The sequence below is a fragment of the Flavobacterium cupreum genome (genome assembly GCF_003996965.1).
Lineage (GTDB): Bacteria > Bacteroidota > Bacteroidia > Flavobacteriales > Flavobacteriaceae > Flavobacterium > Flavobacterium cupreum.
Genome location: NZ_QWDM01000001.1, coordinates 52534 through 78441, shown reverse-complemented (window position 1 = coordinate 78441; position 25908 = coordinate 52534). Strand labels below are relative to the sequence as shown.

At 38.3% G+C, this 25908-nt stretch carries 24 protein-coding genes; 12 read left to right on the top strand and 12 right to left on the bottom strand.

Annotation, left to right across the window (positions count from 1 at the left end; translation table 11 throughout):
• Positions 1-31: 31 nt before the first annotated feature.
• Entirely contained in the window at positions 32-241 is a 210-nt protein-coding gene (locus D0817_RS00330) for a hypothetical protein (protein ID WP_127336404.1), read from the bottom strand.
• Positions 242-773: 532 nt separating this feature from the next.
• Complete coding sequence (locus D0817_RS00325) at positions 774-1553, bottom strand: bestrophin-like domain (protein ID WP_127336403.1); 780 nt, start codon at positions 1551-1553, stop codon at positions 774-776.
• Positions 1554-1917: 364 nt separating this feature from the next.
• Here D0817_RS00325 and D0817_RS00320 point away from each other — a divergent pair, with 364 nt between their 5' ends.
• The gene (locus D0817_RS00320; protein ID WP_127336402.1) at positions 1918-5094 is read left to right on the top strand and encodes a PAS domain-containing sensor histidine kinase; all 3177 of its coding nucleotides are present in this window, start codon (positions 1918-1920) and stop codon (positions 5092-5094) included.
• Between the two features lie 76 nt (positions 5095-5170).
• On the opposite strand, the gene D0817_RS00315 is transcribed toward D0817_RS00320, so the two are convergent.
• From D0817_RS00315 to D0817_RS00300, 5 genes are all read right to left on the bottom strand, one after another.
• Entirely contained in the window at positions 5171-5617 is a 447-nt protein-coding gene (locus D0817_RS00315; RefSeq protein ID WP_127336401.1) for a hypothetical protein, read from the bottom strand.
• Between the two features lie 36 nt (positions 5618-5653).
• The gene (locus tag D0817_RS00310) at positions 5654-6028 is read right to left on the bottom strand and encodes a SpoIIAA family protein (RefSeq protein ID WP_127336400.1); all 375 of its coding nucleotides are present in this window, start codon (positions 6026-6028) and stop codon (positions 5654-5656) included.
• A gap of 58 nt (positions 6029-6086) precedes the next feature.
• A complete protein-coding gene (locus D0817_RS00305) occupies positions 6087-7667 on the bottom strand; it encodes an FAD-dependent oxidoreductase (RefSeq protein ID WP_127336399.1) in 1581 nt (526 codons plus the stop codon).
• Between the two features lie 371 nt (positions 7668-8038).
• Complete coding sequence (locus D0817_RS25610; protein ID WP_161568401.1) at positions 8039-8200, bottom strand: hypothetical protein; 162 nt, start codon at positions 8198-8200, stop codon at positions 8039-8041.
• 33 nt (positions 8201-8233) lie between these two features.
• Positions 8234-9280: a glycoside hydrolase family 130 protein gene (locus D0817_RS00300; protein WP_127336398.1), complete on the bottom strand. Its 1047-nt coding sequence runs from the start codon at positions 9278-9280 to the stop codon at positions 8234-8236.
• A 350-nt stretch (positions 9281-9630) separates the two neighbouring features.
• On the opposite strand from D0817_RS00300, the gene D0817_RS25995 reads away from it, so the two are divergent.
• The 7 genes from D0817_RS25995 (at position 9631) to D0817_RS00270 (ending at position 16960) form a co-directional block, all read left to right on the top strand.
• Positions 9631-9801 carry a hypothetical protein gene (locus D0817_RS25995; protein ID WP_167470915.1) on the top strand — a complete coding sequence of 57 codons (171 nt, stop codon included), beginning with the start codon at positions 9631-9633 and terminating at the stop codon, positions 9799-9801.
• Between the two features lie 57 nt (positions 9802-9858).
• Positions 9859-11382: a DEAD/DEAH box helicase gene (locus tag D0817_RS00295; RefSeq protein WP_127336397.1), complete on the top strand. Its 1524-nt coding sequence runs from the start codon at positions 9859-9861 to the stop codon at positions 11380-11382.
• A 56-nt stretch (positions 11383-11438) separates the two neighbouring features.
• Positions 11439-13628, top strand: coding sequence for a glycoside hydrolase family protein (locus D0817_RS00290; RefSeq protein WP_127336396.1), 2190 nt, complete (start codon positions 11439-11441; stop codon positions 13626-13628).
• A 162-nt stretch (positions 13629-13790) separates the two neighbouring features.
• Entirely contained in the window at positions 13791-14078 is a 288-nt protein-coding gene (locus D0817_RS00285; protein WP_127336395.1) for a hypothetical protein, read from the top strand.
• A 250-nt stretch (positions 14079-14328) separates the two neighbouring features.
• Positions 14329-15294, top strand: coding sequence for a glycosyltransferase family 2 protein (locus D0817_RS00280; protein ID WP_127336394.1), 966 nt, complete (start codon positions 14329-14331; stop codon positions 15292-15294).
• The gene (locus D0817_RS00275; protein WP_127336393.1) at positions 15294-16283 is read left to right on the top strand and encodes a UbiA family prenyltransferase; all 990 of its coding nucleotides are present in this window, start codon (positions 15294-15296) and stop codon (positions 16281-16283) included. Before D0817_RS00280 ends, D0817_RS00275 begins: the two co-directional genes overlap by 1 nt.
• Entirely contained in the window at positions 16280-16960 is a 681-nt protein-coding gene (locus tag D0817_RS00270) for a transmembrane-type terpene cyclase (protein WP_127336392.1), read from the top strand. The genes D0817_RS00275 and D0817_RS00270 overlap by 4 nt, the downstream gene beginning before the upstream one ends.
• On the opposite strand, the gene D0817_RS00265 is transcribed toward D0817_RS00270, so the two are convergent.
• Positions 16957-17862, bottom strand: a complete 906-nt coding sequence (locus tag D0817_RS00265) for a Wzz/FepE/Etk N-terminal domain-containing protein (RefSeq protein WP_127336391.1) — start codon at positions 17860-17862, stop codon at positions 16957-16959. The genes D0817_RS00270 and D0817_RS00265 overlap by 4 nt on opposite strands.
• Positions 17863-17994: 132 nt before the next feature.
• Positions 17995-18351 (bottom strand): winged helix-turn-helix transcriptional regulator, encoded by a 357-nt coding sequence (locus D0817_RS00260; RefSeq protein ID WP_127336390.1) that lies wholly within the window; start codon positions 18349-18351, stop codon positions 17995-17997.
• Between the two features lie 130 nt (positions 18352-18481).
• On the opposite strand from D0817_RS00260, the gene D0817_RS00255 reads away from it, so the two are divergent.
• Both D0817_RS00255 and D0817_RS00250 read left to right on the top strand, forming a co-directional pair.
• Positions 18482-19528 (top strand): NADP-dependent oxidoreductase, encoded by a 1047-nt coding sequence (locus D0817_RS00255; protein ID WP_202866460.1) that lies wholly within the window; start codon positions 18482-18484, stop codon positions 19526-19528.
• A 121-nt stretch (positions 19529-19649) separates the two neighbouring features.
• The gene (locus D0817_RS00250) at positions 19650-20081 is read left to right on the top strand and encodes a nuclear transport factor 2 family protein (RefSeq protein WP_127336389.1); all 432 of its coding nucleotides are present in this window, start codon (positions 19650-19652) and stop codon (positions 20079-20081) included.
• 123 nt (positions 20082-20204) lie between these two features.
• Here D0817_RS00250 and D0817_RS00245 read toward each other — a convergent pair whose 3' ends face one another.
• The 3 genes from D0817_RS00245 to D0817_RS00235 form a co-directional block, all read right to left on the bottom strand.
• A complete protein-coding gene (locus tag D0817_RS00245; RefSeq protein WP_127336388.1) occupies positions 20205-20765 on the bottom strand; it encodes a tetratricopeptide repeat protein in 561 nt (186 codons plus the stop codon).
• Positions 20766-20973: 208 nt separating this feature from the next.
• Positions 20974-21792, bottom strand: a complete 819-nt coding sequence (locus tag D0817_RS00240; protein ID WP_127336387.1) for a helix-turn-helix domain-containing protein — start codon at positions 21790-21792, stop codon at positions 20974-20976.
• Positions 21793-21822: 30 nt separating this feature from the next.
• Positions 21823-22818: an SDR family NAD(P)-dependent oxidoreductase gene (locus D0817_RS00235; RefSeq protein WP_127336386.1), complete on the bottom strand. Its 996-nt coding sequence runs from the start codon at positions 22816-22818 to the stop codon at positions 21823-21825.
• A gap of 409 nt (positions 22819-23227) precedes the next feature.
• On the opposite strand from D0817_RS00235, the gene D0817_RS00230 reads away from it, so the two are divergent.
• Positions 23228-24130, top strand: coding sequence for a magnesium transporter CorA family protein (locus tag D0817_RS00230; protein WP_127336385.1), 903 nt, complete (start codon positions 23228-23230; stop codon positions 24128-24130).
• Between the two features lie 50 nt (positions 24131-24180).
• A complete protein-coding gene (locus tag D0817_RS00225; protein WP_127336384.1) occupies positions 24181-25902 on the top strand; it encodes an FAD/NAD(P)-binding protein in 1722 nt (573 codons plus the stop codon).
• The last annotated feature ends 6 nt before the right edge of the window (positions 25903-25908 follow it).

The window sequence follows — 25908 nt, the reverse complement described above, 5'->3', positions numbered from 1 at the left end:
AGTGCTATTTAATAATTTGCGTTGCTATAGTTTATGCATTTTGTCTATTTATTCTTGTAGCGATAATATAGATACCGAACACAATTCCTATAGCTAACAATACATAAATCATCGAATTTATGGGTATCACCACCGGCTCATCAGGCAGGCCCGGAGGGGGCAGATTCTGAGATAAGGCAATATTGTGAATAAAAAGCACAACGCAGCTAAATAAAATTGTGGATAAGGGCGTTTTTTTCATATTTGATTTGGGGGTTAAGTATGATAATTGTTAGCCGTGCGACCGTCAAAATTTGAAATTCTTCTTCTAATTGATGTTAATTGTTAAATTGCTGATTATTAGATTGAAAAAATGCAAATCCAAAAGCCATTGTAATTATTGTATTACAATAACAGTTTTTCCTTTACTCAAATTTGACACTTTCATATGACAACGGCTTACATAATTTCGTACAAAAAGTTACATAATTCCCACTTTGTTAGTATTTGACTATTTTTATTTGTATGCTAGCATAGTAAATAATTGTGCTTTTTAAAGCTTTGGTATTTTCTACTATGGAAAAATCACAATACTTCATTTTTTTGGTTTTGAAGCATCAAAAAGGCATTCCAATAAAATACGGTTTACCGGTAATCGTGTAAGGAAAAATTTAAAAAACAGGAAGTGTTGAAAATCAGAATAAATTACAGCCTTCCAACAAAAAAACATGCAGCTGGAAAAATATAAAGGATAGATCTGGGCCTGATATTATCTTAGGCTACAAACATGGCAATTATTCGAAGTTCTTTCTCAAATCTATTATAGTCTGATTTGGGACGTCCAGATTTACAAAGCCTCTTCTCGGCCTGTCAAGATCCAGTGTAAATAACACCACTAAAGAAACAATCAGACAAAATCCGATCTGTATTAGCCAGTCGGCCCTGTCTTTGCGACCTTCGGAATAGCCGCCGTAGAAGGCACTAATAATAGCCAGAAAAAATAACATGATGATAATACTTTGAGGCACCTTTGCTTTCTCGCCTGCAAGACGGGTAGTAGTAGCATCGATCATATCGTTTAACGCCGGAATCATCTGCTGGGTGGCTGCCAGATTAGCCGGGTCTTTGGACAACGTGGCTGCACGTTTCCACAACCGGGAGGAAATGAGCTGCGACAGACTGTCTGCTTTTAAAATTCCTTTTGTATCCGCGCCTACCTCATAGTAGGAAATTCTTGCTTCAACATATTCCTGAAAATCCTTGCGAAATAAGTTTCGGGCTGCATCCGGATATAAATCGGTTCGCAATAGGGCCGTACCAATACTATTGGCCTCTTCTACCACGATTTTTCTTCGCGAATCGTAACGGTCCCCGCTCATGCCAAACGTAAAAGCCAGTAAAAAGAAAAGCAATGCTGTCAGCGCTGAAGTCTCAGTGGATTTTTCCTTCGTGCTTTTTTTATCACGAATGTAATTTCCTAAAAGTTTTCCAACAAAACTTGAAATCAGCATTAGGGAAAATAGCAGCAGAGCGATTACCCAGGCTTCGGTATGATTTAGTGTATTTGCTTCCATAGCATTTTATTTTTTACAAAGAAGTTTTGGAAATAGTACACCAATTTAAACAAAAAAGAGGAAAATCTTTATAAATTTTCTTACGAATTATCTTCGGTCAGGATCCGGAATTTTTATTTAGCGGCAGGTAATCAAAGTTTACCACTTTTTTTTTATTTTTATATTAATTACGTTTTACTGTTTTTGTCTTCTTTAAGACATACAGACTATAATTTGGTTGTGAGCCGCTTCTGATTTTGAAGTAAAAAGGCGAAATAAAACTGCACTGGCTTATTGTTAGTGCGGATCAGATAAAATGTGTAAGTGTTTTGAGAATTAAAAAAATACAAAAGCAGCTATGCTTTGACAGACTTTAGATACAACAATGGAGCTAATAGAAAATAAAGACCTTTTTCAAACCGTTTTTAACTCTTCCTCAAATGGGATTGCCGTAATGGAGGCACTTTACAACGAGGAGGGCAAAACAGAAGATTTTTCAATTTTACTGTTTAATGCCTATACTTTCAAATGGATTGGTGATATAGACTATAAAGGCAAGCGGTACAGCGACCTGTTTCCCATGGTAAAAGAAACCGGCATTCTCGAAAAGTTTATTGAGGTTGCCGAAACGGGTGTTACGGCCACCTTTGAACAGTGGTATACCGGTGAAGGCATGCAGCACTGGTTCCGTTTTACGGCCGTAAAGCAGGCTAAACTTCTTGTGGTCACTACCGAAGATATAACAGAAGCAAAGCAGACAGAAATCAATCTGAAAAATGCGCTGGCCGATGTACAGAAACAAAAACGGCTTTATGATTCCATTACCAACAATACACCCGATCTGGTATATGTTTTTAGTTTATCGTATGAATTTATTTATGCCAACAAGGCCTTACTTACCATGTGGGGCAAATCGGAGCAGGATGCTATTGGTAAGGGACTAAGGGAAAACGGCTACGAGGAATGGCACGCGCAAATGCACGAACAGGAAATTGATGAGGTAGTTGCCACAAAAAAAATAGTGAGAGGAACAGTTTCTTTTCCACATGCTGAATTAGGCAGGCGGATTTACGATTATATTCTTGTCCCGGTTGTAAACGATCAGGGAGATGTAGAGGCCATTGCCGGAACAACACGTGATATTACAGAGATAAAACGTGCGGAAGAATTACTTCAGCAAAGTGAAACACGCTTTCGAAATATGATCGAACAGGCACCGGTGGCGGTATTGCTTTCAAGAGGTGAAGATGTGGTCATAGAAAGCATCAATAAACCGATGCTTGACTTTATGAATAAAAAATCTGCAGCTGAGGTATTAGGCAAAAAAATGATCGAAACACTGCCGGAACTTATAGACCAGCAGGCCCTGCAGACCGTTATTGACGTTCAAAAAACAGGAACCCCTTTCAGAGGTGATGACCAGCCTGTCGATTTAATAATAAATGGTAAACTGGAGCGTCGCTATTTTAACTTTTCGTACGATCGTATCACCGAATCAACAGGAAGTTCTGCAGTCCTGCATATGGCTGTAGACGTAACCGAACAGCTCTTATCCAGAAGAAAAATTGAAGACAGTGAGAAGCGCTTCCGTTCTTTAATTGAAGAAGCACCGGTAGGTACCTGCCTGTATGTTGGACCGGATATGCGTATTGAAATTGCCAATAAAATTATAATGGATCAATGGGGAAGAGGCCCTGAAATCATTGGCAAGAATATGTTAGATGTTTTTCCTGAAGCCAAAAACCAGCCTTTTCCGGAAATTCTTAAAGAAGTTTACAGCACCGGAAAGCAATATGAACAAAAAGGAGCACGGGCAGATATAAATGTAAAGGGGGGGCTCACCACATTTTACCTGGACTTTACCTATAAACCGCTGTTTGATGAAACGGGAAATGTATATGCTATTTTAGATGTTGTTATAGATGTTACCTCCCAGGTGCAAGCAAACCGTTTGCTGGAAGAAAATCAGGAGTTTATACGCAAAATATTTTACAGCTCACCGGTTGCCAATCTGGTATATGTGGGCAAAGAAATGATTTTACGGGAGGCTAATGAGAAAATGCTTGAAATTTTTGGACGCGATGCCTCCATTATCGGAAAACCCGTAACCGAAACGATTCCTGAATTAAAGAAAACGGATTTATTTGAAAAATATAGTTATGTTTTAGAAAGCGGGGAAACCTATCAGGCATTTGCCCAGTATATTGAATTTATAAAAAATGGCACATCTTATTTTGGCTATTACGATTATACCTATAAACCGCTTTGCGATGATAATGATCAGCCCTATGGTGTTATCTGCATTGTTATTGAGGTAACCGATCAGGTATATGCCAGACAAAAACAGCAGGAAGCAGAATCAGGATTAAGAGGTGCTGTTGAATTAGCACAGCTGGGCACCTGGAGTATTGACGTCGCGACCAATGGACTGGTCTACTCGGATCGCCTTATTGAATGGTTTGGATTTGATCCTAACAATAAAGATTATAACGAAGTAATACCCATACTGGCAGAGGGAGATCAGCAAAGAATAACCAAAGCTTTGACGTGGGCACTAAAACCGGAATCAGGAGGGATCTACGATGAAACCTATACGGTCATTCATCCTAAAACCGGTTTCAGAAGAATCCTGCATGCGCAGGGAAAAACCGTATTTGACCGTATGGGAAACCCACTTCGAATGAACGGTACCGCACAGGATGTTACTTTGCAGCACGAAGTACAAACGGCATTAGAACAGCAGGTACTTGTTCGTACCGAGCAACTTGCAGCAGCGGTTCATGAGTTAGGACATACCAATGAGGATCTGGAAAAATCCAACATACGACTGCTTCAGTCCAATGAAGAACTGGCTCAGTTCGCTTATATTGCTTCACACGATCTTCAGGAACCGCTTCGAAAAATAATTACTTTTTCAGGTCTTCTCGAGACAAGCCTGGGGGAAAACAGAACCTCAGGTACCCAGAATTATATGGATAAAATTGTACATGCCTCCATGCGGATGCGAAGCCTGATTAGTGATGTACTTAATTATTCACAGCTGGCGAAATCAGATGAGCAGTTTATAGAAGTAAATCTCAATGATGTGGTAACGCATTTGATTCAGGATTATGATCTTCTTATTGAGCAGAAAAGGGCTAAAGTTTATATTGAAGGCTTACCCGTTATAAAAGCTAATGAGGTACAAATGACACAATTGTTTCGAAACATCATCGGTAACGCTCTGAAATTTACACAAAAAGACAGGGATCCCGTAATTTCAGTAACCGCTGAAACAATTGTGCTGTGTGCGATTCATAAAATAAAAACCGGCAGCGCAGAAACAGAATTTTGCAAAATTCAGATCAGGGATAATGGAATAGGATTCGAACCGGAATATTTCGAGCGCATTTTTAATATTTTCCAGCGTCTGCACAGTAAAACTATTTATGAGGGAACCGGAATAGGACTGGCGATGTGTAAGAAGATTGTCCAGAACCATGGCGGTGATATATTTGCTGAAAGTATATTTGGCGAAGGAGCCGTTTTTACCATTCTGATTCCCTTTGGGCCTAAAGATTAAGCCTGATTTATAATAATACAGCCCTATTTTTTTATTCCTGACAAAGGCGGACTGTTGGTAGTGAAAACTTCACTTACTATAAGAAGAGTTTATAAATCATAAAAGAAGAAACAGCAAAAATAATGTGGGCCAGCAATAACTGAATATAATATCCTTTAAAATCAATATTTGGTTTTTGTGGAATTATTTCAAAAAGAATAATCCAGCTCACTATTCCGATAATGCCGCTAATGACACCAAAAAGGATACTAACTGTCCACGATATTTCTAAAAATTCGTAGTACCATAACAAATGATATACTAAGACAAATAAAAAGCCAATTACATAATGCAGAAACCATCCTAAGATTACTTTTGTTTTAGAAGATATGTTAATGTTAGTCTTATGCAGTACATAGGTAAGCAGTACCGGTTCTTTGTATATTTCCCGTGCAGCAGCCGAGACAGCATAACTAAAAAGAGTCATGACAGAAGTCGCAACTATGGAGGAGATAATAATTTGAAGGAGTATATATAAATTCATAAGAAATTTTTTGAAGTGTTATATTGGAAAAAATAATTACTCTTTTTGACTATTGCCCTGAACCCATTCGAGTGCCTGCTCAAATGCATCTTTTTTGAAACCTTTGAAATTTCCGGGCACGACATAGCTGAAGGCATTCGTAAAGGAAATGGCATGATCGGAGTCTGTAACAATGGCTGCCCTGTTCCATTTACCGAAATTTTTTAGTCCGATAAAAGCATCTTCGAGCCAGGCACTTGCGGTAAAATTTTCAATTTCAGTATCGATCAGAAAAAGGAAATTAATTTCGTTGATCTGTTCCACCAGACGCTTTACCGCCGGCGCTATAATGGTTTTATAATCGTTTGCCGTTACTTCTCCCAATGCCCTGAAGGCGACTACATTATCGGGTGCCGGAATTGTTTGTATCATATCATATAGTATAAAAAATGGTGCTGAAAATTAAACGGTACTTATTTTTTTAGAATTTTTATTTGATGTGAATTTTGCTCAGGTCCGTTTTTGCCGGACCGTTGGTAAGAGTTCCGTCACAAGAGAACCTTGAGCCGTGACAGGGACAGTCAAACGATTTTTCATCATTGTTCCATTGTACAATACAGCCCAAATGAGGACATACGGCGGAAAAAGCCCGCAGGCTATTGTCATAATCCCTGTACACTGCAATCTTCTTTAATCCGGAAGAGAGCACACCGCCTTCGCCTGCTCCCAGGTCGGAAGTATTTTTCAGATCTGATGCAGAGATCCAGTCCAGATACTGTGCGGCCATGTTACCGGCTTCCCTGACAAAATCACCGGTAGTTTTCATTGTTATTCTAGACGGGCTGTAGAGGTCTTCCCATTTATTTTTAATGCCAAGTATCGCATCGCTTATGATCATAGCACCTATGGTACCATGTGTCATTCCGTTTCCGGAATCTCCTGTAATAATGTAGATATTGTCATCGCCGGGATTTTTCCCCATAAATCCTAAAGAGTCCACAGGCTCCATCACCTGGCCTGACCAGGTATAGCTAATTTCCTCCAGCATTGGAAAATAGGTTCTCGTCCAGGATTCCAGTCTTTCATATCGCTGGGATTCGGAAATGCCTTCCTCATCGGCCTGACCTGTTTTGTGATCTTCACCTCCGGAAATCAATAAATCGTACTGCTCATCAAAATCCTCGACACGTACATAATGATAAGGCTGTGAAACCCATTTGGAATCCGCGTCACCGGTATCCCACCAAAGCGAGTACGGTAATTTGCCTTTCGGAATTTTACCTGCAATAACATAAGTTCTGTAGGCAGCCTGTTTGGTATGCATCGTCAGTGTATCATTCACAGGCGAGTTGGTAGCTACCACAATATCTTGTGCCGAAAACGTAAAACCATTGACTTTGGCACCTTCTTTTGTGATGTCTTCTGCTCTGGCTTCGGTAAATATCTGGCCTCCAAGTGAAACGAAAGCATCTGCCAGGGCTTTTAAATATTGCAGGACATGAAATTGGGCCTGATTGTAAAAGGCAAGACATTCCATTGTATCCCCACCCGCTAGCGAAGGAGTACTTGCCAGGAGTTCTGTCGGTAAACCGGCATTTCTGGTGGCCTCAAATTCTTTATGTAAATTTTTTTCTTTGTCAGTAGGGTGCAGGAACAAATAACCGTTTACTCTTCTGAAAGAGCAGTCAATCTGCAAATCCGTTACATTTTTTTCGATTTCATCAACAGCTGCTGTATGGCTTTCCGCTGCGAGTTTTGCAGCTTCTTTCCCAAAAGTCTCTTCAAGAAAATAATAACGGTCATCCAGTGCTGCGGTCAGGTGTGCCGTAGTACGTCCTGTTTCCCCGCTGCCTATAAAGCCATCTTCAACAACGGTTACCTTTTTTCCGGCTTTTGCCAATTGGTAGGCTGTCGTGAGGCCTGAAATTCCGCCACCGATAATAAGAACTTCCGTCTGTATATCGCGATCCGGTTTATCAAAGGCTATAATAGGAGTAGAATCGATCCAGTAGGATACATTTTCTCCTGATGTTATATTACTGCTGTTGAATTTATCATGTAATGGTGCCATTTGAAAAGTTTTTAATTTATACGGCAAAGAAAATACCGCTCCTGCCAAAATTATAAAATGATGTCACCTAAAGGTTATAAGATATTTCCTGATATTTATATGATTTCCAGTTGTTTTTATAGAGAATTATCAGAGGAATTGTAAGATCTAATCATCTACATAGTAGTTATTTAGCGTTCTGTTGATTTAAAATTAGTTGTTATGAAAGCAGCAGTGATACAAACACCGGATTCCGTAATATGATACGGTACATAATCTTGAATCCATGGAAGTAAGATTTCAGTAAAAAAAATAAGCAATAAAAAAAATCTGTATCATGTGCAGATTTTTTTTATTGCTATTCATATTTCAAATAATTGGAAAATACAAATTCAATTTCTCGTGAGCCTGGCCTGAATGTAATGCTGAATTTTTAAAAAGTCAGTACTGCCAATCCTGGTGATTACACATTGAAGTTGTTCTGTCGTTAAATTCCAATAAGAAGCCCAAAGGTCATAGTGAATTTCACCTGTGTTATAATTTGCTGTCTCCATGATTTAAATTTTAGTTGTTAAAAATATTTCGAATTATTCCAGTGCGGCTAAAATCTCCGCAAGGGAAAAATGGGCACCGCATACAAATTCATCGGCTGCGCCGTAATAAATGGTGAGTTGATCTCCGTCGACTACATGCCCGTTGGTAAAAACAACAAAGCCAAAAAAACCGCTGAGCTCATAATTTTCTGTGGGTACCATTATAGGTTCACGGGTTCTGCCCAGTATTTTTGAAGGATCTTCGAGATCCATTAAAAAAGCACCAAGACAATACTGATGTTCGGCATTGGCACCGTGGTATATTTCGAGCCATCCTTTTTCTGTTTTAATAGGTGCTGCACCGGCGCCAACTCTTGCACTATCCCATAATCCCTGACGTGTTCCGATCAGAAATTGGTGATTGCCCCAGTGAATACCATCCGGGGATTCTGCCAGCCAGATAAAATTACCTCCGATCTGGGGACTCGACGGTCGGTGCAGGGCATAGTATTTTCCATTGATCAGTTCCTCAAAAATGGCGCAGTCCTTATTATGGGGAGGGAAGATCATTTTCTTGTTGTCAAAGTTTTTCCAGTCTTTGGTGGTGCGCAAACCTACACCCACACCGCTTGTTGATACCGCAGTATAGGTGATGTAATACGTATCCCCTAATTGACTGACCCTTGCATCTTCAATCCCAAATTGTTCAAGGCTGCCGTCGCCCATTAAAAGGGCATGCTCCTTTGGTTCGGAAAAATGAATTCCGTCATCACTGGAGAGCAGGCGCAAATGCGAGAGTGTCGTTAAATAATCCAGCCCTTTATATTGAATCACGCGTGCATCATTCGCAACCAGATCGGGATCGTTAAGCGGAATTTCGATAATTTCTATTTTTCCCAATGCGTTAACTACGGGAAAGAAAATCACACCTTCTTTTTGGGCGATAGATTCTGCAACTCTCACGAGAAGCCAGATTTTACCTTCGAAGCGGAATACGCCCGGATTCAAAAGACTGATAATCTGAAGTTCCGTACTGCTGGATTGCAGATCCTTTGGCATCAGAAGTGGATTTTCGGCAAACCTGCGGGCAATGTCACTCATATTGTTTAGGAATTTGATTTATATTAATAACCGATAGCCTGCAGGAAGAATAAAGTATTGAATTATTCCGGACAGCATGCAATACCATAAAGAAAGCTCTTTTATACGATTGCTTTCTTATAGAATATTTTATCAGGTTTATAATATTTTCATAAGTGTATATTTTTGAGACATGCTTTTTAGAATAAAGGAAAACGAAAAACGATTCAAACGACTTGATATAATATAAAAAACAGAAGGGAATCATATAAAGTGTTGGCATATAGGTTATTCTAATTTAGTCTTGTGAAATAGTGCTATAACTAACCACACAGGATTACTACTAATAATAACCCTAAAACTAAAATCATATGTTTAAGAAAGGTCAGCATGTACAGCAGGAATTTGGCAATCAGGTCATGAAAGTTATTGGATTTGAGCCTGAATTCATAGAAAATATAATTACCCAGTGGGAAGATGAAGAAGGTACTATCGTGACGGGAAAATTTATGGAATCACAACTCGTACCGGCAGAACAGTAAAGTAGAAAAATGAATCAAAGTGTTTAGGCCTAATCACTTTTATAAATCAAGACACCAATGAAAAACAATACACCAGCGTCGACTTCTATTTATAATTATCAGGAAAGAGATATCGACTGCATTTTTGAAAAATTGGAACAAAATTCCAAAAGTAAGCTTTTGTACCAGTTGCCTACAGGCGGAGGTAAAACGGTTGTGTTTTCAGAAATAGCCAGAAGATTTATAGAACAATATGGCAAAACCGTAGTAATTCTAACCCACCGCAAGGAATTATGTACCCAAACTTCAGGTGTATTAAAAAAACTGGGGGTGCGAAATACGACCATTACCAGTGCAAGCGGCAACTTTAAACCGGATTATAACTGTTATGTGGCTATGGTTGAAACACTGCGCAACCGGATAAAATCAAAAAGAATAAATCCCCGTGATGTGGGCCTTGTTATTATCGATGAGGCACATCATAATTCTTTCCGGAAGCTGATGGGAAGTTTTAAAAAAGCGATTGTAATAGGCGTGACCGCAACCCCATTTAGTTCGGATATCTCTAAACCCATGAAGCATCATTATGATACGCTTATTACGGGCGAAAGTATTGCTTCGCTGATCCGTGAAGGCTTTCTGGCCAAACCGCAATCCTTTATTGCTGAGGTAGAGACCAATTCCTTAAAAACCGGAATACACGGTGATTTTACGGTAAGTTCATCAAATGCACTGTACAGCTCACCAGCCCTGCAGGAATTATTGCTAAAGGTTTACAGAGAAAATGCCCTGGGAAAAAAGACACTCATTTTTAATAATGGAATCTCCACCTCACTAAAAGTACTGGAAACTTTTGAGGCAGCCGGGATTCCGATCAGGCATCTCGACAATAAAACAACAGACGACGAGCGTAAGCAAATCCTCAAGTGGTTTAAGAAAACAAAAGATGCGGTACTCACTTCAGTTTCAATTCTGACGACGGGTTTTGATGAGCCAACCGTTCAGCATGTCATACTCAACAGGGCTACGACGTCGATCACGCTGTATCACCAGATGATTGGCCGCGGTGCGCGCAGGCTTCCGTCAAAGAAAACCTTTGGAATTACAGATCTCGGAAATAATATTCAGCGTTTTGGAGAATGGGAAGCACCAATAGACTGGCAGTTTGTTTTTGAAAAACCGGAAGCATTTGCAAAACAGCTGCAGTATAATGCAGTTGGAAATTCATCTGTACAGTCTCATGGCATGTCAGCCGAATTACGCGCAAAGTTTCCGAATACACTTGAAATGGCTTTTGATGTTGAATCAACCTATCAGGAAGTTATAGATACGGAGAAAAAACCTAAAACAGTCATACAGGAATCTATAAGACAACAGGCCAAAATGTGCATGGATAATGCTGAAACGCTATCGGAAGCCATTGCACTTGCCGAAGCATTACAGCCGGAGATACAGTGGAGGGTAAAAGAATATGTGAAATGCCTTGACCATGCCAGTAAAAATTATAAGGACTGGCTCATCGAAGATTATCAGAACCGCCTTAAGGGACTTATTATTAAATTGTTTTCAAAGGTAAAATCACCTTTAGCCGGAATAATGTAATTCAGGCAATCACAGATATAGAAAAATTTTACAGTAATTTATTAAACGACTAACTTATGCATACTATTTCGCCCTGGGCTGCTACTGTGCATGCCGATCTGGAAAACAACAACGTAATCTGGGAAAAGAAATGTAAAGAGTATACTTTTCAGGCTTTTAATACCGGTGATTCGATATGGATTGTAGCCCATTGGCCTGACCGTGGTAAAATGGCATTTCGGGCTGCATTCGGGCTGAATAGCTACTTTGAAGTGACCAATTTACTGGATGATGGAGAATTGCTGGTGATCAATTTAGAAACCAGGCTCGGCAAATATGAAGTCTGTGTTACTTTTCCCGATAGCGAAGCAGCCTTGTTGCATTATACAACTTCCTTTAAGGCAGCTATGCCGCTTCTAATCCCTTTTTGGCCACGTGATATTATTGCCGTGACACAACAGGGAGATGTAGAAAACACCAATGGCAAAATACACATGAATCAGGCGGGGTCGAGATCGGGAATACTATTCGCAAGTGTGACGAAACCCAAAACGGGTTCTGTTTTCTATTTTCAGAACCTTACGTCCATTAGTCCGTATTGTGAAGCTACGCAGACTTCCCTGGCGGACACAGTTGGCGGAACGTGGCCGGAGATCGGTTTTCAGCTTCCTGTAACTAACGAAAAACCGCTGCCTTCCGATAAAGCTTATATTATCTCTGATGCCTATGTGCTGTTTTCCGATACAATTATTGATAATGAAATTACCGAAACGCAGCAATTTTTAAATAATCTGGCTCAGGTTTATACCGTACTTCCTCATCCGGAGGTGCTTTATCATAACTGGCCTGAGATTACACAAAATTGTCTTACGGATCTGGATCAAAGTAAAGGCTGCTGGACGCAGACTAAAGGGATTTCATACCTAAATGCGTACTTATGCGACTATGATACCCCTGCAGAAGTTATGGTGCAACTGGCAGTACTGATGCCTCTCAATGAATTGAAAGACTGGTATGGAGAAACACCTCCTGTCTACACCGACCTGCTTAATGCAATTGATTCTTTTTACGATCCTAAGATAAAAACGATCAACCGCTGGCTTCCGGAACTTTTGGAACAGCTTGATAAATCGGAAGAGCAAAAGAAAGAAATGGTTATGGATTCGTGGTACCTGCATCATCCGCTTATGAATCTTGCCAGACTTGCACTGAATGGCGAAAAAAAGGCAGAAGAACTACTTCTGAAATCGATAGATTTTGCCATAAAAGTCGCGCACCATTTTGATTACCAATGGCCGGTATTTTATAAAATGGATACCCTGGAGGTAGTCAAAAAAGAAACCGTACCGGGAAAGGGCGGCGAAAAAGACGTGCCGGGATCTTACGCACATTTAATGCTGCTGCTATTTCGACTGACAAAGGATAAACGTTATCTGCGTGAAGCTGAAAAAGCAGTAAAAAAACTTGTAGGCTGTGGTTTTGATATTCTGTATCAGGCCAATAATACAGCTTTTGCCGCAGGCGCGTTATTAGAATTACATAAAATCACCAATCAACAGGAGTATCTGGATTTGAGTTATGCCTGTCTGGCCTGTCTTTTTAAAAACATGCAGATTTGGGACTGCCAGTACGGATATGGTAAAAATTATCCCAATTATTTTTCGGTATTTCCGCTCAATGATGCTCCCTACACAGCAGCATATGAAGAAATGGAAGTATACGCAGGGCTTTCGGAGTACCTGATACAGTCCGAGTCAATAAATCTGCTGCCCTCTTTAAAAATTTTAATACCGGAATTTTTAAAATATGCCATAAGCCGGTTTCCCTATTATTATCCGACAAAGCTTTCTCAGGAAATGATATCTGATGAGGTAAAAACAGGTGAAATTGTAAAAGATCTCTGGATTCCCCTCGAAGACTTATACAGCGGCTGGGAAAAAAGCGGACAGGTAGGGCAGGAGGTGTACGGTGCAGGAGTAGGTTTCGGAATCCTGACAAGGCAGTATCATAAAGTTAAAAATGAAGAATTTCTATTATTCTCCGATTACCCCATAACGAATACCAGAAAATCAAAACAAACGCTAACTTTTACTGTTTTAGGAACGGATGATTTTGAGTGTAACCTGAAAATTTTGATTCCGGAAAAACGAACTCTAAAAATGGAAGTTTCCGTACACAAGGGTAAAATTCTTCCCACTGAAAAAACAGCCGGACTACTTTCATATAAAATTCCCGGAGGCAGCCGTGTTACAATGATATGGCAGTAATAGTCTTTGCTGTTATCTATAATATCTGCAATTTTGTACTTTTTAATATTGATATATAGGTAGTTATGTTTTTAAAATTGTAAATGTTGAACCAAAATTATATAACTTTTCGGACAGATACAGCAGTATCTTTGATAGTAAGCTAACTTAAAAAAGGAAATTATGAAAACGCTAATTAAAACCACATTGCTCCTTATAGTGTTGGGAACCGCACTATCCTGTAAAAAAAATGAACCTGTTACAGAAGATCCGTATGCAACAGGTACTGATTCTACGGAAACCACTATTGATACCGTCGGACCAAATTCAGATACAACAACTGTAAGCGGCGCAGGAACTACCGGTGCAACCGGAGAAGGTTCAACCGGGTCAGGATCGGCCGGAACACAGCAAAAAGGAACTACCAATATAAACACAGATTCTACAAGTACTACTAAGAAAGGCAGATAAAGGTGCTGCCCTGGTTGATTATTAATGTTTTTAGACCTGCAGCAAGCAATTGCTGCAGGTTTATTTTTTGATTTTAAGGAGCAAAAATTTAAGGATAAAAAGAGTTAAGGAGAGAGGAAATGATTGATGCAATCTCAAAGTTTACAAGGTAATTCTACATAAAATTAATTTTTATTTGGATATCTAAATAATTGATTAGATTTGCTTTCCGTAAGCCAAAGGCATTTCCAAACAAAAAAACATTTAACCATTGATCCATACTAGTTATTCTCCTCTTGTTTCAGTTATTATTCCTACCTATAACCGTTCCTATTCGCTACACGCTACAATTCAGGCAGCTTTAAATCAGACTTATAAAAATATTGAAATTATTATAGTCGATGATGGTTCAACCGATAATACAAAAGATTTAGTTTCAGCTTATGGGGATAAGATTCTGTTTATTGAAAAGGAACATACCGGGCAGGCTGATACAAGAAATGTGGGACTGCAGTATGCGAAAGGAGAAATTATAGCTCCTTTGGATTCAGATGATATCTGGCAGGATCAATATCTTGAGAAAAGTATTGCCTATATGCTGGAAAACAATTTAGACTTTTTTTTTTCCAATTGGGAGCATAATACTATCGAAAAATACCATGCAAACGTTTTTACCGCTTTTCTGAAAAATAAAAATATTCCCAATATAGGCTGTTATGTTTTTGATTACAAAGAATTTAGGAAAGTCTTATTGATTGATTCTATTGCCCCGAGCTCTGGTTTAATCTTAAAAAAATCCTCGATACCTTTTGGCTGGAATTCTAAAGTGAATATTGGAGATGACTGGGTTCTACAGCTCGAAATAATTTTTAAAAATCTAAACTGCCGTGTTGGTTTTACTAAAGAAGTTTTTTGGAAAAAAAACAGGGACACCAGCAATATTAGTGATGGACGAAAAGGCGTTGCCTTTAGAAAATTACACATTGAAGATTTAGATCTGATTCTTTATAACTTTAGTTCATATCTTGATAATCAGGAACGTAATATGATTAATCTGAAAGTTTTTCAAAATAAAATTTTAATATCGTACATGTTGCTGTTGAAAGGTAATTTTGGCTTAGAACTTAAGGAACTCTTTATGGACAGTGTTAAAGAACCGCAATTGTTCCTTAAAGCACTTACAAAAGGGGTTCATAAAGAAATTTCCAGAAATATCCAATTTACTCCTAAGAATTAATGACTTTTTTCAAACATATTAGAATAGGTACGTGGTGGTTTAAATTACCACCTTTTCTGGTGTTGATTTATTTGTATTTTATCAAAGAGAATGAAAATGATTTCGGGCAGGAAATTTTTCTGGTCTTATTTCTTATACTAGGCATAATAACTATTGCTGTATTTGCCAGCTTAATTAATAATTATTATGATCAGGAAGATGATCTTATAGCCGGAAAAGAAAATAAAATGATTAATCTGAGCCAAAATTATAAGTATATAGTTTTAGGAAGTGCCTTTTTTACAGGAATTTTATACTCTGTTTTCCTGTTTCCAAATTTTTATGCTTTGGTTTTTTACTGGCTAAGCTGGTTTTGTTTTTATCTCTACTCCTGCAAACAATTCAGGTTAAAAGAAAAAGCATATCTTGGTGTTATTTTTGACGGATTGGGATCTCAGTTTTTCCCTACTCTTTTTATTTTTTCCTTTTTGTATAAAGGAGATATCGGGAATCATTTACTATTTATAGTTAGTGGAAGTATCTGGATGACATTTTCTTTCGGGATGCGGTCCTTAATTATTCACCAATATGACGATTATGAAAACGATATAAAAGCGGGTGTTTCTACTTTTGTAAACAGCACCTCTCAGCTGTCAAAAAGTTTATTTCAGGGATTTGTTTTGTTTGGGGAAATTATATCTTTTATGGTATTTATGTGGGCCATAGACTGGCAAATTTTTGTATTTCCCATCTTAATCTATGTTTTGCTGCTCGTTGTCTTTAAAATCGTGTTTACTATAAAATTCTATTTTTTTAAACCGCTGGAAAATGAAAGGTCCAGAAGTTTATTTTTTGATTTTTATATCACAATTCTTCCTCTTGCGCTTTTGGGAGTACTCACTTTTAAAAATTATCAAAACGCAATATTATTGGTATTTTCAATTATTTTATTTAATGTGCCTACTTTGTTGAATGCAATGAATTTTTTAAAAGTAAAAGCAATAAAATGAAATATATTAATGCATTGTTAGGATTATCGGGTGTATTGTGGTGGATTTTTGCCTACGTACTTATCGCTTACAGGGGAATAAAGGATAAAACCTATGGCATTCCTCTTATACCGCTGGCTTTTAATTTAGGATGGGAATTTGTTTTCTCTTTTTGCTTTCCTCTCAATGTATATGCGCAGGTTACAAACGCACTCTGGTTTTTCTGTGATCTGGGTATTGTCTATACGTATTTTAAATACGGATACAGTTCTTTTAATGCCTTTTACGGCTTAGAAAAGAAACAATGGTATTTGATAAGTGGATTTGCTTTTTTGATTGGTTTTTTATTTAATTTTCTGGGGTATCCGTTTTTTTCTCAATATTTAACTCAGTTTCCTTCTGCAGAAATACCTGTTTTTTTAGCATGGATGATGCTTTTGATTACTCCCGCAAGCATGTTGGCTATGTTTCTTCAGAGAAAAAATTCACAAGGCCAGTCGTTTATAATAATTGCGAGCATGATAGTCGGTAATTTTTTCTTTATCCTGCAATTTTTTCTGCATCCCTTTTATTACAAATGGAGCAATCCTTTTCTGGTACTAATTGTTACGGTTAGCGTAATTATTGAACTTTATTACGCAAAATTACTGTACAAACAATTACTTAAAGAAGGTATAAACCCCTGGAAAAGATTCTAATTTATCTCTTCACTTTTTGCTGTAATGATTTGATTTGAATTCAGGAGTATTTTGTAGTTATGATTTCTTAAAAAGGCGATAACAATTCCAATTAAGAAACCTGCAAAAACAAATACCCCAAGAATTTCCAGGATTGAAGGTTCGTTGCTGCCTAAGGGAGGCTGCGCTTTTTCTAATATTTGAAAAATTGGTGTATCTTCTTGTATTTGTATTTTTGTCTGTACCGTTAAGGCTTCCAGATTATCCTGAATTTCCCCTGTCAGATTTTCGCTTTTTGTGGAGTCTTTTGAAAAATCTTTTTGCAGATTCTCAATAAAATGTAGTTTTTGCCTGGCTTTTTCAGTACGATATTTTGTGATATAATCGATTAGATATGTGGTTGTAAAGTTGGAAATATCAGCTGCAACGGAAGGGTCCGGCATGTTTACTGTCACTAAAGTGATGTTGTTCTTTTTATTAGTGCTTACCACAATTCTTTTTTGAAGAAAGAGATTATTGTTTTCCAAATAACCATCGCAATAAGATTTCAAACTTATGTCTTTATTATTCTTTGTCTTTACTGTCTTATTCAGTATGTATTCGCAGAAGTCATTTGTTTTAAGTATTTCGGAGTAAATTTCCGGACTGGTTATTTCGGTATTGTAGAGATCAATATTATTGTTATACTTTTTTAATAATTGATAGATACCAGCCATACCATTGGGCGCCTTATAGGAGACTTCCGGCATTATCTTACTGCTGGCAGTATATTCTTTGGAGATATTTAAGATATAAAAAATTCCAATAATTGGAAGCAGGGCAGTAAATGCTAAAATTATTTTATATTCCCTTTTCAAAACAACGATTAGTGAATTTAGATAAATTGAGGTAAATTCAGTGTTTTGTTGGTCTGTTTGCGTCATTTTTGATTAGGTTTTATCTCCGTAGTAATATAAAGTATGGATAGCCAAAGATGATAAAAAACTTTCTATTTTCTAATAATTTCAGTTTTTTTCTTCTCAATCTATTATAGTTAGAATTGTAGATTTCTAAGGTCAGGGTTGACATTCAAGGTTTTCCTTTTCCAATTGCTGATTACCCCAATTGTGCAAGTGCTTTATAAAGGGTATCAATTCCAGGCCTGTGCTGCTTAACGAATATTCCACTTTTGGAGGCACTACATGATACACTTCTCTGGTTATCAATTTGTCTTCTTCCAGTTCCCGCAGTGTCTGAGTCAGCATTTTAGTAGTGATATCCGGTAAAGTTCTGCTCAGCTCACCATAGCGCAATACCTTTTTTGAATGCAGATGCCATAAAATTCGTCCTTTATATTTGCCGCCAATGCGTTTAAATGCGTAATCGACACCACACCTTTGTTCAGCTTCAGGATTTATTATCTTATTTTTCATTTTTAATTACTTATAAGTGTTTGATTATCAGTAATACATTCTTTTTGGTATATAACATACTAATTAGTACATACTTGCGGCAAAGATACAGTTAAATTACTTTTGTAGCTCATTAATAACATAAATAAAAATGGAAACCTTAAAGAATAAAAAAGATAATAATCAAAACAGTAAAGTAATGAAAGCCATTCGCCAGCATGAGTTTGGAGGACCTGAGGTCCTGATTTACGAAGATGCTCCTATTCCGGAATTAAAAAACGGCGAGGTGAGGGTAAAGGTTCATGCGATAGGACTTAATCCACCGGATTGGTATTTGCGCGACGGATATAAGATGTTGCCGCCTGAATGGCAGCCAAAAGTCCCGTTTCCTATAATTTTAGGTACAGATATTTCGGGCGTGATAGAGGCAGTTGCCAATGATGTAAAGGAATTCGCCATAGGTGACGAAGTGTATGCTATGGTTCGTTTTCCAAGTTACGGACCAAGTCAGGCGTACGCCGAATATGTAAACGTAGCCATTTCCGAGCTTGCGCTAAAACCGAAAAACATAGATCACGTACATGCAGCTGCTGTACCTATGTCGCTTCTTACCGCATGGCAGTTTATGATAGCACTGGGACACGACGAACAAAATCCATTGCAGCCAAACAGACACGAACCCGTTCCTCTTGAAGGTAAGACGGTGCTGGTAAATGGAGCCGGAGGCGGAGTTGGTCACTTTGCTGTTCAGCTCGCTAAATGGAAAGGGGCAAAAGTTATCGCGGTAGCATCCGGAAAACAAGAGGCATTATTATTCGAGCTGGGTGCTGATGAGTTTATAGATTATACAAAAGCTGCGGCAGAGGATAGTGTAAACAATATAGATCTTGTCATCGATTCGGTAGGTGGCCCAAAAAGTAGTCGTTTTTTACGAACACTGAAGCGCGGCGGGGCATTGTTTCCAATTTTTCCTCTGGGATTCTCTGATGGGGAAGAGGCTGAAAAACTGGGAGTAACAGTTTCTGCCACCCAGGTACGCTCCAATGGTGCGCAGCTGAAGCAAATCGCAGCTATAATGGACCAGGGAATTATTCGCGTTGTTATCGATAGTACATTTCCGCTTTCTGATGCCCGTAAAGCTCATGAAAGAGCAGCAGAAGGACATATTCAGGGAAAGATTGTGCTGACGGTTGCCTGATACGGATCTTTTATAAAACAAAAGGCTGTCTCTACTTGCAGACAGCCTTTATTTCAGCGTAATATCCAATCATTATTCACTAAAACACATGGGATTGGGAATCCTTCAAAAAATATAAATTATGAATACTAAAGAAGTAGAGGACAGGATTTTGCTTAAAGAACTTGTAGATACAATTTCTATTCTTGGAGACAAAAAAGATTTTAATAAGCAAGTGAAATTGTTTTCAGAGAATGCAGTATCAGAAACTAGGGCTCATGGCAAAACAATTTTAAAACTGGAAGGACGAAAAGTAATGGCAGCTGCCTTTGCAGAATATCTCAGTGCAATCGAGACTGTATATCATTTTAACGGACAGCAGGTTTTTACCATAGACGGTGATAAGGCTAGCGGAACATGTTACTGTCTGATCACATTAATCAGCAGTGAGAAAGGACAAAAAACAAGAACGACCATCGGAGCAATTTATGAGGACGATTATATTCGCGCAGACGATCGGTGGCTTGTAGCTAAACGGATAGGAACTTTTGAGTTTCAGTTTCAAAACCAGTAGAATAGCATTTAAGAAATTCTTATCGCCCTTTAATCTAAGGATTTTCAGTATCTGATTTTAGCGTAAAACTACCTGTTTTTGTAGGTATAGCAAGAAGAGAAGTAGTTTAAGGTAAAAAACAGGTTATTGTACTATTTTGCTTTTCAGCCTTACTTTCTGTATCAAATGCAGGGAATCCTTAATGAGGTTTTTGATTTCAAAAGAGCGTACCTTCGCAGTACTGCTTCCACCGGAGTCCAGGGTTTCGATACTGATCTGGGCGCTCAGTACATCGGTCCTGAAATGATCAAGCATGATTTGATCTTCGATTGGCTCTTTCTTGTAATAATAAATAGCATTGTGAAGGTCCTCGAGATGTCCGGTAAAATCGAGAATGGCTTTTTTGGACACTGCTCTGGCATAGTACATGGAGAATTGCAGGGGGTCACTTTCAATCGCTTTGTCAAAGTCATCAATGGCCTTGTAATGATAGTCCAGTTTTTGAAGACAGCGGCCCCGAAGTTCGTAAACGCCATATTCAAACCCCGCAAGTATGGCCTGGTCGAAATGCGTCAATGCCTCCTGAAGCCTGTTGCTTTTGAAAAGCATTTTGGCTTTTTCCAGATGGGCTACCGACGGATTTTTGGCGGATTGTGAGAATCGCTCTCTAACTTTTGTGATCGCTGCATTGAGGAGTCCTTTCATTTTTCTTCTGATTGGGCGGTGAATGAATGATAACAATTTGATAAAGATGGGGATATTAAAAGTAGCTATTATTTTGATACGCAGTTACTTTGATTGTTGTTTTTTTTTAAAGCATAACTTTTTTTCAATCCTTTAGCTGATTCCTGTACTGTAGCTTAAGCATTTTCCATAGCGTGTATTATGGTTTTAATACTTGAAAGAAAACTCTTTAAGAGTTTGTTTTTATTCTCTGCAGTTGAGTCGGGGAGTAACCAAATTGTTTTTTGAACGCAAAGGAAAAATGCGATAAATTCTCAAATCCGGTTTCATAATAAATTTCAACAGGCTTTTTATTTTTTTCGGTAAGCTGGTAATGTGCTAATTCTAATCTTTTTCTGGTCAGCCAGCGTTGTGGTGTACTGTTGAAAATCTTATGAAAATCCCGCTTAAAAGTGGTGAGACTTCGGCCTGTCAAATATCCAAACTTTTCCAGGGGCATATTAAACATAAAGTTCTTCTCCATAAAAGTGATTAAATCAATCTTGTCGGGTTCTTCAAAGTTGGCTAGTACAGAGTCGATATTTTTATCAATTGTTCTGAGAATTGAAATCGCTTCATTGATTTTTAATGAAGCGATATTTTCCGGAAAATTTTCCTGCATTTCAAAGTACGGAACCAGCGACGCGAAGCAGCTTTCGAGTAAAGGATGATTATGGAAACTGAAAATTTTTGGTGTGGCGGTTTTTAGCTTTGCGTTCTCACGATCATAAAATTCCCGAAGTCTTTTCGTAGAAAGGTGCATAGCAACTGCCTTATGCGGCAATCCGTCTTTTGGAACATTAATGATGGTAGCCAGTTGATTTCTTGGAATTAAGAAAGTACTTCCGGCGCCAAATACAAAACTTTCGTCTGCCTGGATTATTTTGGTTTCACCCGAAATTAACCACACCAGCAAATGATCATTAAATGCCGCTTCCGTTTTAAATAACTTACCGGTGTAATTGGAAAGTTTAATGTCCGGGTTTATGTAATGTACCTGATAATCCATGATTGCCTGTGTGGTATAAAGATACAACTATTAACTAAAATCAAAGGTGATTCCTGTCATCTCCTCACTTAATTTCCATAATTTTTTCGCATTTATTTCATCTAACGAGTAAGGTTTGATACCGCCAATGATTCCTGTATCTTCATTTAAGGATGCTATATCTGCATTTTCACAATAAACCCCGCCAATTCCATTGAGCAATTTACTTGTGGCTGCCCAGACTGTTGTCGCGGCGCCTTGTGGAATAGTTTTTAATGCCGCGGCAACTTCCGGCAATATATTTCCTTCAGCATCAGTGTAACCCAGTTTCTGAAGCAAATCAACCGGTGCTTCTCTTCCTAATTCTGTTTCCCCAACTGCACCCGGACATAGTGCATAGCTTCTTACATTATAAGCTTTTGCCCGGATATCCAATTCGAGTGAAAAAAGATTAACGGCTGTTTTTGACTGTCCGTATCCCTGTAACGTTTCATACTCCCGATTTAGGAAATTAGGATCCTGAAAATCGAAATCTGAAAATTGGTGACCGCCAGAAGATACATTTACCACCCTTGCGCCATCCGCCTTTTTTAAAGCCTTCCATAACGTTGCCGTGAGCTGAAACAACGCCAGATAATTGGTTGCTAACTGCGATTCGTAGCCTCGGTGATCTCTGCGTAACGGCACCCACATAATCCCGGCGTTATTGATCAGTAAATGCAGCGGCCTGCCTGAATCTAAAAACTTTTCGGCAAAAGCATCAATAGAATCGGGGTTCATTAAATCCATTTTTTCTATTATTACATTTGCAATCCCGTCCAGATTTCTTTTTGCTTTTTCTATATCCCTGGCTGGTACAAGGACTGTTGCACCGGCTCCCGCAATTGTTTTAACGGTTTCCAGACCTATGCCTGTATTTCCTCCGGTTACAATGGCAATTTTTCCCGTAAGATCAATTCCGTTTATAACGTCACCTGATGTTGATCTGGAATCAAATCCTGAACCTGTCGCTTTTTGTAGCTTTCCCTGATAATTATTCTGTTCCATTTTTTTAAATTTTAAATGTTTTACTGAGACAAAATTAGATCGTAAAACGCATAGTTACTTTGTTTAAACGTCCGAATATACTTTGTTCAAAAGTCCTCTATTGTAAATGATCCTTATTCCGGTGCCGTATAGTTGTTGAAAAAAAGGAGATCCATTGAATTTTCTATAGTTTAAACAAAATATTCTTCAGCTCTTCTTGAAATGCACGACTTATAATTTTGAAAGAGTTTGCAGGTTTTATGTAAATATATTCAGGTGTGTAGAAGTAAATTTATTTTATAATTTTTCTAAAACAGCTGCTGCAAAAAGCATGGCCTGGTTTAACAAATAAAGCTCTGGAATTGTAACGCGATGCTGTACGGAATTCGGTAGCTATTTATGAAGAAAGAAAAAAACTAAAAAAATCAACATGCCTGTTTCTAATTGTACGATAAAAGATACCGATATTACCTGGATTGATGCTGTTGACCCCACAAGCGAGGAACTCTCCGGTATCAGTGAAAAGTATAACCTGAATTCTTATGCGCTGCTGGATTGTCTTGATCCGGATCATCTTCCCAAATTTGAAGAACATAATGATACGCATTTTCTAATCATCAGGGTGGTCAATGAGAACAGGGAAAAATTACAGACCGTTCAGAGTCTTAGCTGTAAAATTGCGATTTTTTATAATGAATCCTTTATTATCACGGTACATCGCACAACACAGCCGCTAATTGCTGCTATCAAAGAAAATTACGTGGATACAGCTAAAGTTAAAACAACTACAGGCATTGTAATTCATATTGTTCGCGATGCATTACATTCTTTTGAACAGCCTGCCATTGATTTATCTAATGAAATAGATGGTTACGAATCTAAATTGTTTTTGAAGAAAAATATCCCCGACGGTATGATTGAGGCTATTTATTACCTCAAAAACAGGGCAGGATTATATAAAAAACTGCTGTTGCTCAGTAACGAGATTGTAAATTCAATTCGCGCCGAGGGAGAAGAAGCCCCGGCACTTCGTGATGTTCACGATCTTCATACCAAACTTTTGATGCTCAATGATCAGGTTCAGGAAGATGCCAAAGAATTACTGAATATTTATCTTTCCTTGTCAGCCAGAAAAACAAACGACGTGATGAAAGTACTAACTATATTTTCGGTTTTCTTTATGCCGCTGACTTTTATAGCAGGAATATATGGAATGAATTTCAAATTTATGCCGGAACTAAACTATTACTGGGCATATCCCATTACTTTGCTTGTAATGGTTGTAGTTTCTCTAATAATTTTTCTTTGGTTTAAAAGAAAAAAATGGCTTTAGATAAAAGGTTAAACATAAAAAACTTTAATTAAAATAATAACGGAACGAAAATGAAAACGGAAGTAATTAAAAAACGAATTGCAATTTTAGGGGGAGGACCAAGCGGACTGTTTATGTATAAAAGATTGGTAGAATCCGGCAAAACTAATTTTGAAATTGATATTTATGAACGAAAAAGTACCCTCGGTGCAGGAATGCCCTACAGTCAGGAAGGAGCGAACGATGAGCATGTCACCAATATATCAGATAATGAAACACCCGGAATTGTCACTTCAGTTTCAGAATGGATTCTAACCGTACCCGCAACTATTCTGGAAAGATTTAAAATTGATACTGCTAATTTTACGGAGTATAAAGTACTGCCAAGATTACTTTTTGGCTATTACCTTGCCGACCAGTTTAAACTATTAGAGCAAAAAGCAGATGAAGCCGGAATAACAACCCGAATTCATTACCAAAGCAATGTGGTGGATATTAGTTACAATGAAGAAGGCAAAGAGGTTTGGGTAGAAACCAGTACTGCCAGGGATAAATTTGACTATGTAGTCATTTGTACCGGACATAACTGGCCGGTTCGATTCGAAGGAAAAGTTAAAGGATATTATGATGCTCCCTATCCGCCGTCCAAACTTTTGCTGAAGCTTAATCACACGGTAGCGATAAAAGGCTCATCTTTGACTGCCATTGATGCCATACGGACTCTTGCCAGAGAAAACGGAACATTTCTGAAAGATGAAAATGGAAATATAAGTTTTCAAAACCACTCAGAAAGCCCGGATTTTAAAATCATTATGCATTCCAGAAGCGGCATGCTGCCGGCGGTTAGGTTTCATTTAGAGGACTCTCATCTTAAAAACAGTTCGCTTCTGACCGAAGAGGAAATTGGAATCCACAGGAAAAATAACGACGGATTTTTGTCCTTAGACTTTGTGTTTCAAAAGAATTTCAAAGAGACTTTCAGAGATAAAGATCCCAATTTTTATGATCGGATTAAGGACCTCAGTATTGAAGATTTTGTAACGGAAATGATGGAGCTTCGCGAACGTCTGGAACCATTTCAGCTTTTAAAAGCCGAATACATTCAGGCGGAGAAATCGATAAAAAGAGAGCAATCGGTGTATTGGAAAGAAATGCTGGCCGTATTGAGTTTTGCCATGAATCATCCTGCCAAGTATCTTTCGGCGGAAGACATGCAGCGCCTTCAGAAAGTACTGATGCCTTTAATTTCAATTGTCATCGCTTTCGTTCCGCAAAAATCATGCACCGAGTTATTGGCGCTGCATCATGCAGGTGTTCTGGATATTATTCCTGTCGGGGATGACAGTAACGTAGAACCTCAGACCGAGGGAGGAATTGTATACCACTTTTCTGATCAGGATCAGAATCCCATGTCGGTTTATTATGAAACCTTTGTGGACTGTGTGGGCCAGCCGCATCTGTCTTATACAGATTTCCCTTTTAAAAGCCTGCTCTCGCAAAAATCAGTTAGCCCTGCCAGGATCAGGTTTAAGTCAAACGAAGTAGGTCATCTGGCTTTTTCGCAAGGCAATAGTGCTATAGAGAAAGACGGCGAAGGCAGTTACTTTTTAAGCGTATCGGGAATTGCCATCAATGATAATTTTCAAATTATTGACCAGTACGGAGCTTACAACGAAAACCTGTACATTATGGCAGTTCCGTATATTGGCGGTTACAATCCCGATTATTCCGGATTGGATTTTTGCGAAGCTGCATCATTACATATTCTGAATAGCATGGGCGGACTGGAATAAGCTGTT

Bases quoted from the DNA above. Each gene is read 5' to 3' on its own strand.
- D0817_RS00245 (WP_127336388.1), bottom strand. From the start codon at position 20,765: ATGAAAGGACTCCTCAATGCAGCGATCACAAAAGTTAGAGAGCGATTC.
- D0817_RS00315 (WP_127336401.1), bottom strand. From the start codon at position 5,617: ATGAATTTATATATACTCCTTCAAATTATTATCTCCTCCATAGTTGCG.
- D0817_RS00230 (WP_127336385.1), top strand. From the start codon at position 23,228: ATGCCTGTTTCTAATTGTACGATAAAAGATACCGATATTACCTGGATT.
- D0817_RS25995 (WP_167470915.1), top strand. From the start codon at position 9,631: ATGTTTAAGAAAGGTCAGCATGTACAGCAGGAATTTGGCAATCAGGTC.
- D0817_RS00325 (WP_127336403.1), bottom strand. From the start codon at position 1,553: ATGGAAGCAAATACACTAAATCATACCGAAGCCTGGGTAATCGCTCTG.
- D0817_RS25610 (WP_161568401.1), bottom strand. From the start codon at position 8,200: ATGGAGACAGCAAATTATAACACAGGTGAAATTCACTATGACCTTTGG.
- D0817_RS00265 (WP_127336391.1), bottom strand. From the start codon at position 17,862: ATGACGCAAACAGACCAACAAAACACTGAATTTACCTCAATTTATCTA.
- D0817_RS00330 (WP_127336404.1), bottom strand. From the start codon at position 241: ATGAAAAAAACGCCCTTATCCACAATTTTATTTAGCTGCGTTGTGCTT.
- D0817_RS00255 (WP_202866460.1), top strand. From the start codon at position 18,482: ATGGAAACCTTAAAGAATAAAAAAGATAATAATCAAAACAGTAAAGTA.
- D0817_RS00300 (WP_127336398.1), bottom strand. From the start codon at position 9,280: ATGAGTGACATTGCCCGCAGGTTTGCCGAAAATCCACTTCTGATGCCA.
- D0817_RS00310 (WP_127336400.1), bottom strand. From the start codon at position 6,028: ATGATACAAACAATTCCGGCACCCGATAATGTAGTCGCCTTCAGGGCA.
- D0817_RS00270 (WP_127336392.1), top strand. From the start codon at position 16,280: ATGAAATATATTAATGCATTGTTAGGATTATCGGGTGTATTGTGGTGG.
- D0817_RS00275 (WP_127336393.1), top strand. From the start codon at position 15,294: ATGACTTTTTTCAAACATATTAGAATAGGTACGTGGTGGTTTAAATTA.
- D0817_RS00290 (WP_127336396.1), top strand. From the start codon at position 11,439: ATGCATACTATTTCGCCCTGGGCTGCTACTGTGCATGCCGATCTGGAA.
- D0817_RS00305 (WP_127336399.1), bottom strand. From the start codon at position 7,667: ATGGCACCATTACATGATAAATTCAACAGCAGTAATATAACATCAGGA.
- D0817_RS00235 (WP_127336386.1), bottom strand. From the start codon at position 22,818: ATGGAACAGAATAATTATCAGGGAAAGCTACAAAAAGCGACAGGTTCA.
- D0817_RS00260 (WP_127336390.1), bottom strand. From the start codon at position 18,351: ATGAAAAATAAGATAATAAATCCTGAAGCTGAACAAAGGTGTGGTGTC.
- D0817_RS00285 (WP_127336395.1), top strand. From the start codon at position 13,791: ATGAAAACGCTAATTAAAACCACATTGCTCCTTATAGTGTTGGGAACC.
- D0817_RS00240 (WP_127336387.1), bottom strand. From the start codon at position 21,792: ATGGATTATCAGGTACATTACATAAACCCGGACATTAAACTTTCCAAT.
- D0817_RS00250 (WP_127336389.1), top strand. From the start codon at position 19,650: ATGAATACTAAAGAAGTAGAGGACAGGATTTTGCTTAAAGAACTTGTA.
- D0817_RS00295 (WP_127336397.1), top strand. From the start codon at position 9,859: ATGAAAAACAATACACCAGCGTCGACTTCTATTTATAATTATCAGGAA.
- D0817_RS00320 (WP_127336402.1), top strand. From the start codon at position 1,918: ATGGAGCTAATAGAAAATAAAGACCTTTTTCAAACCGTTTTTAACTCT.
- D0817_RS00225 (WP_127336384.1), top strand. From the start codon at position 24,181: ATGAAAACGGAAGTAATTAAAAAACGAATTGCAATTTTAGGGGGAGGA.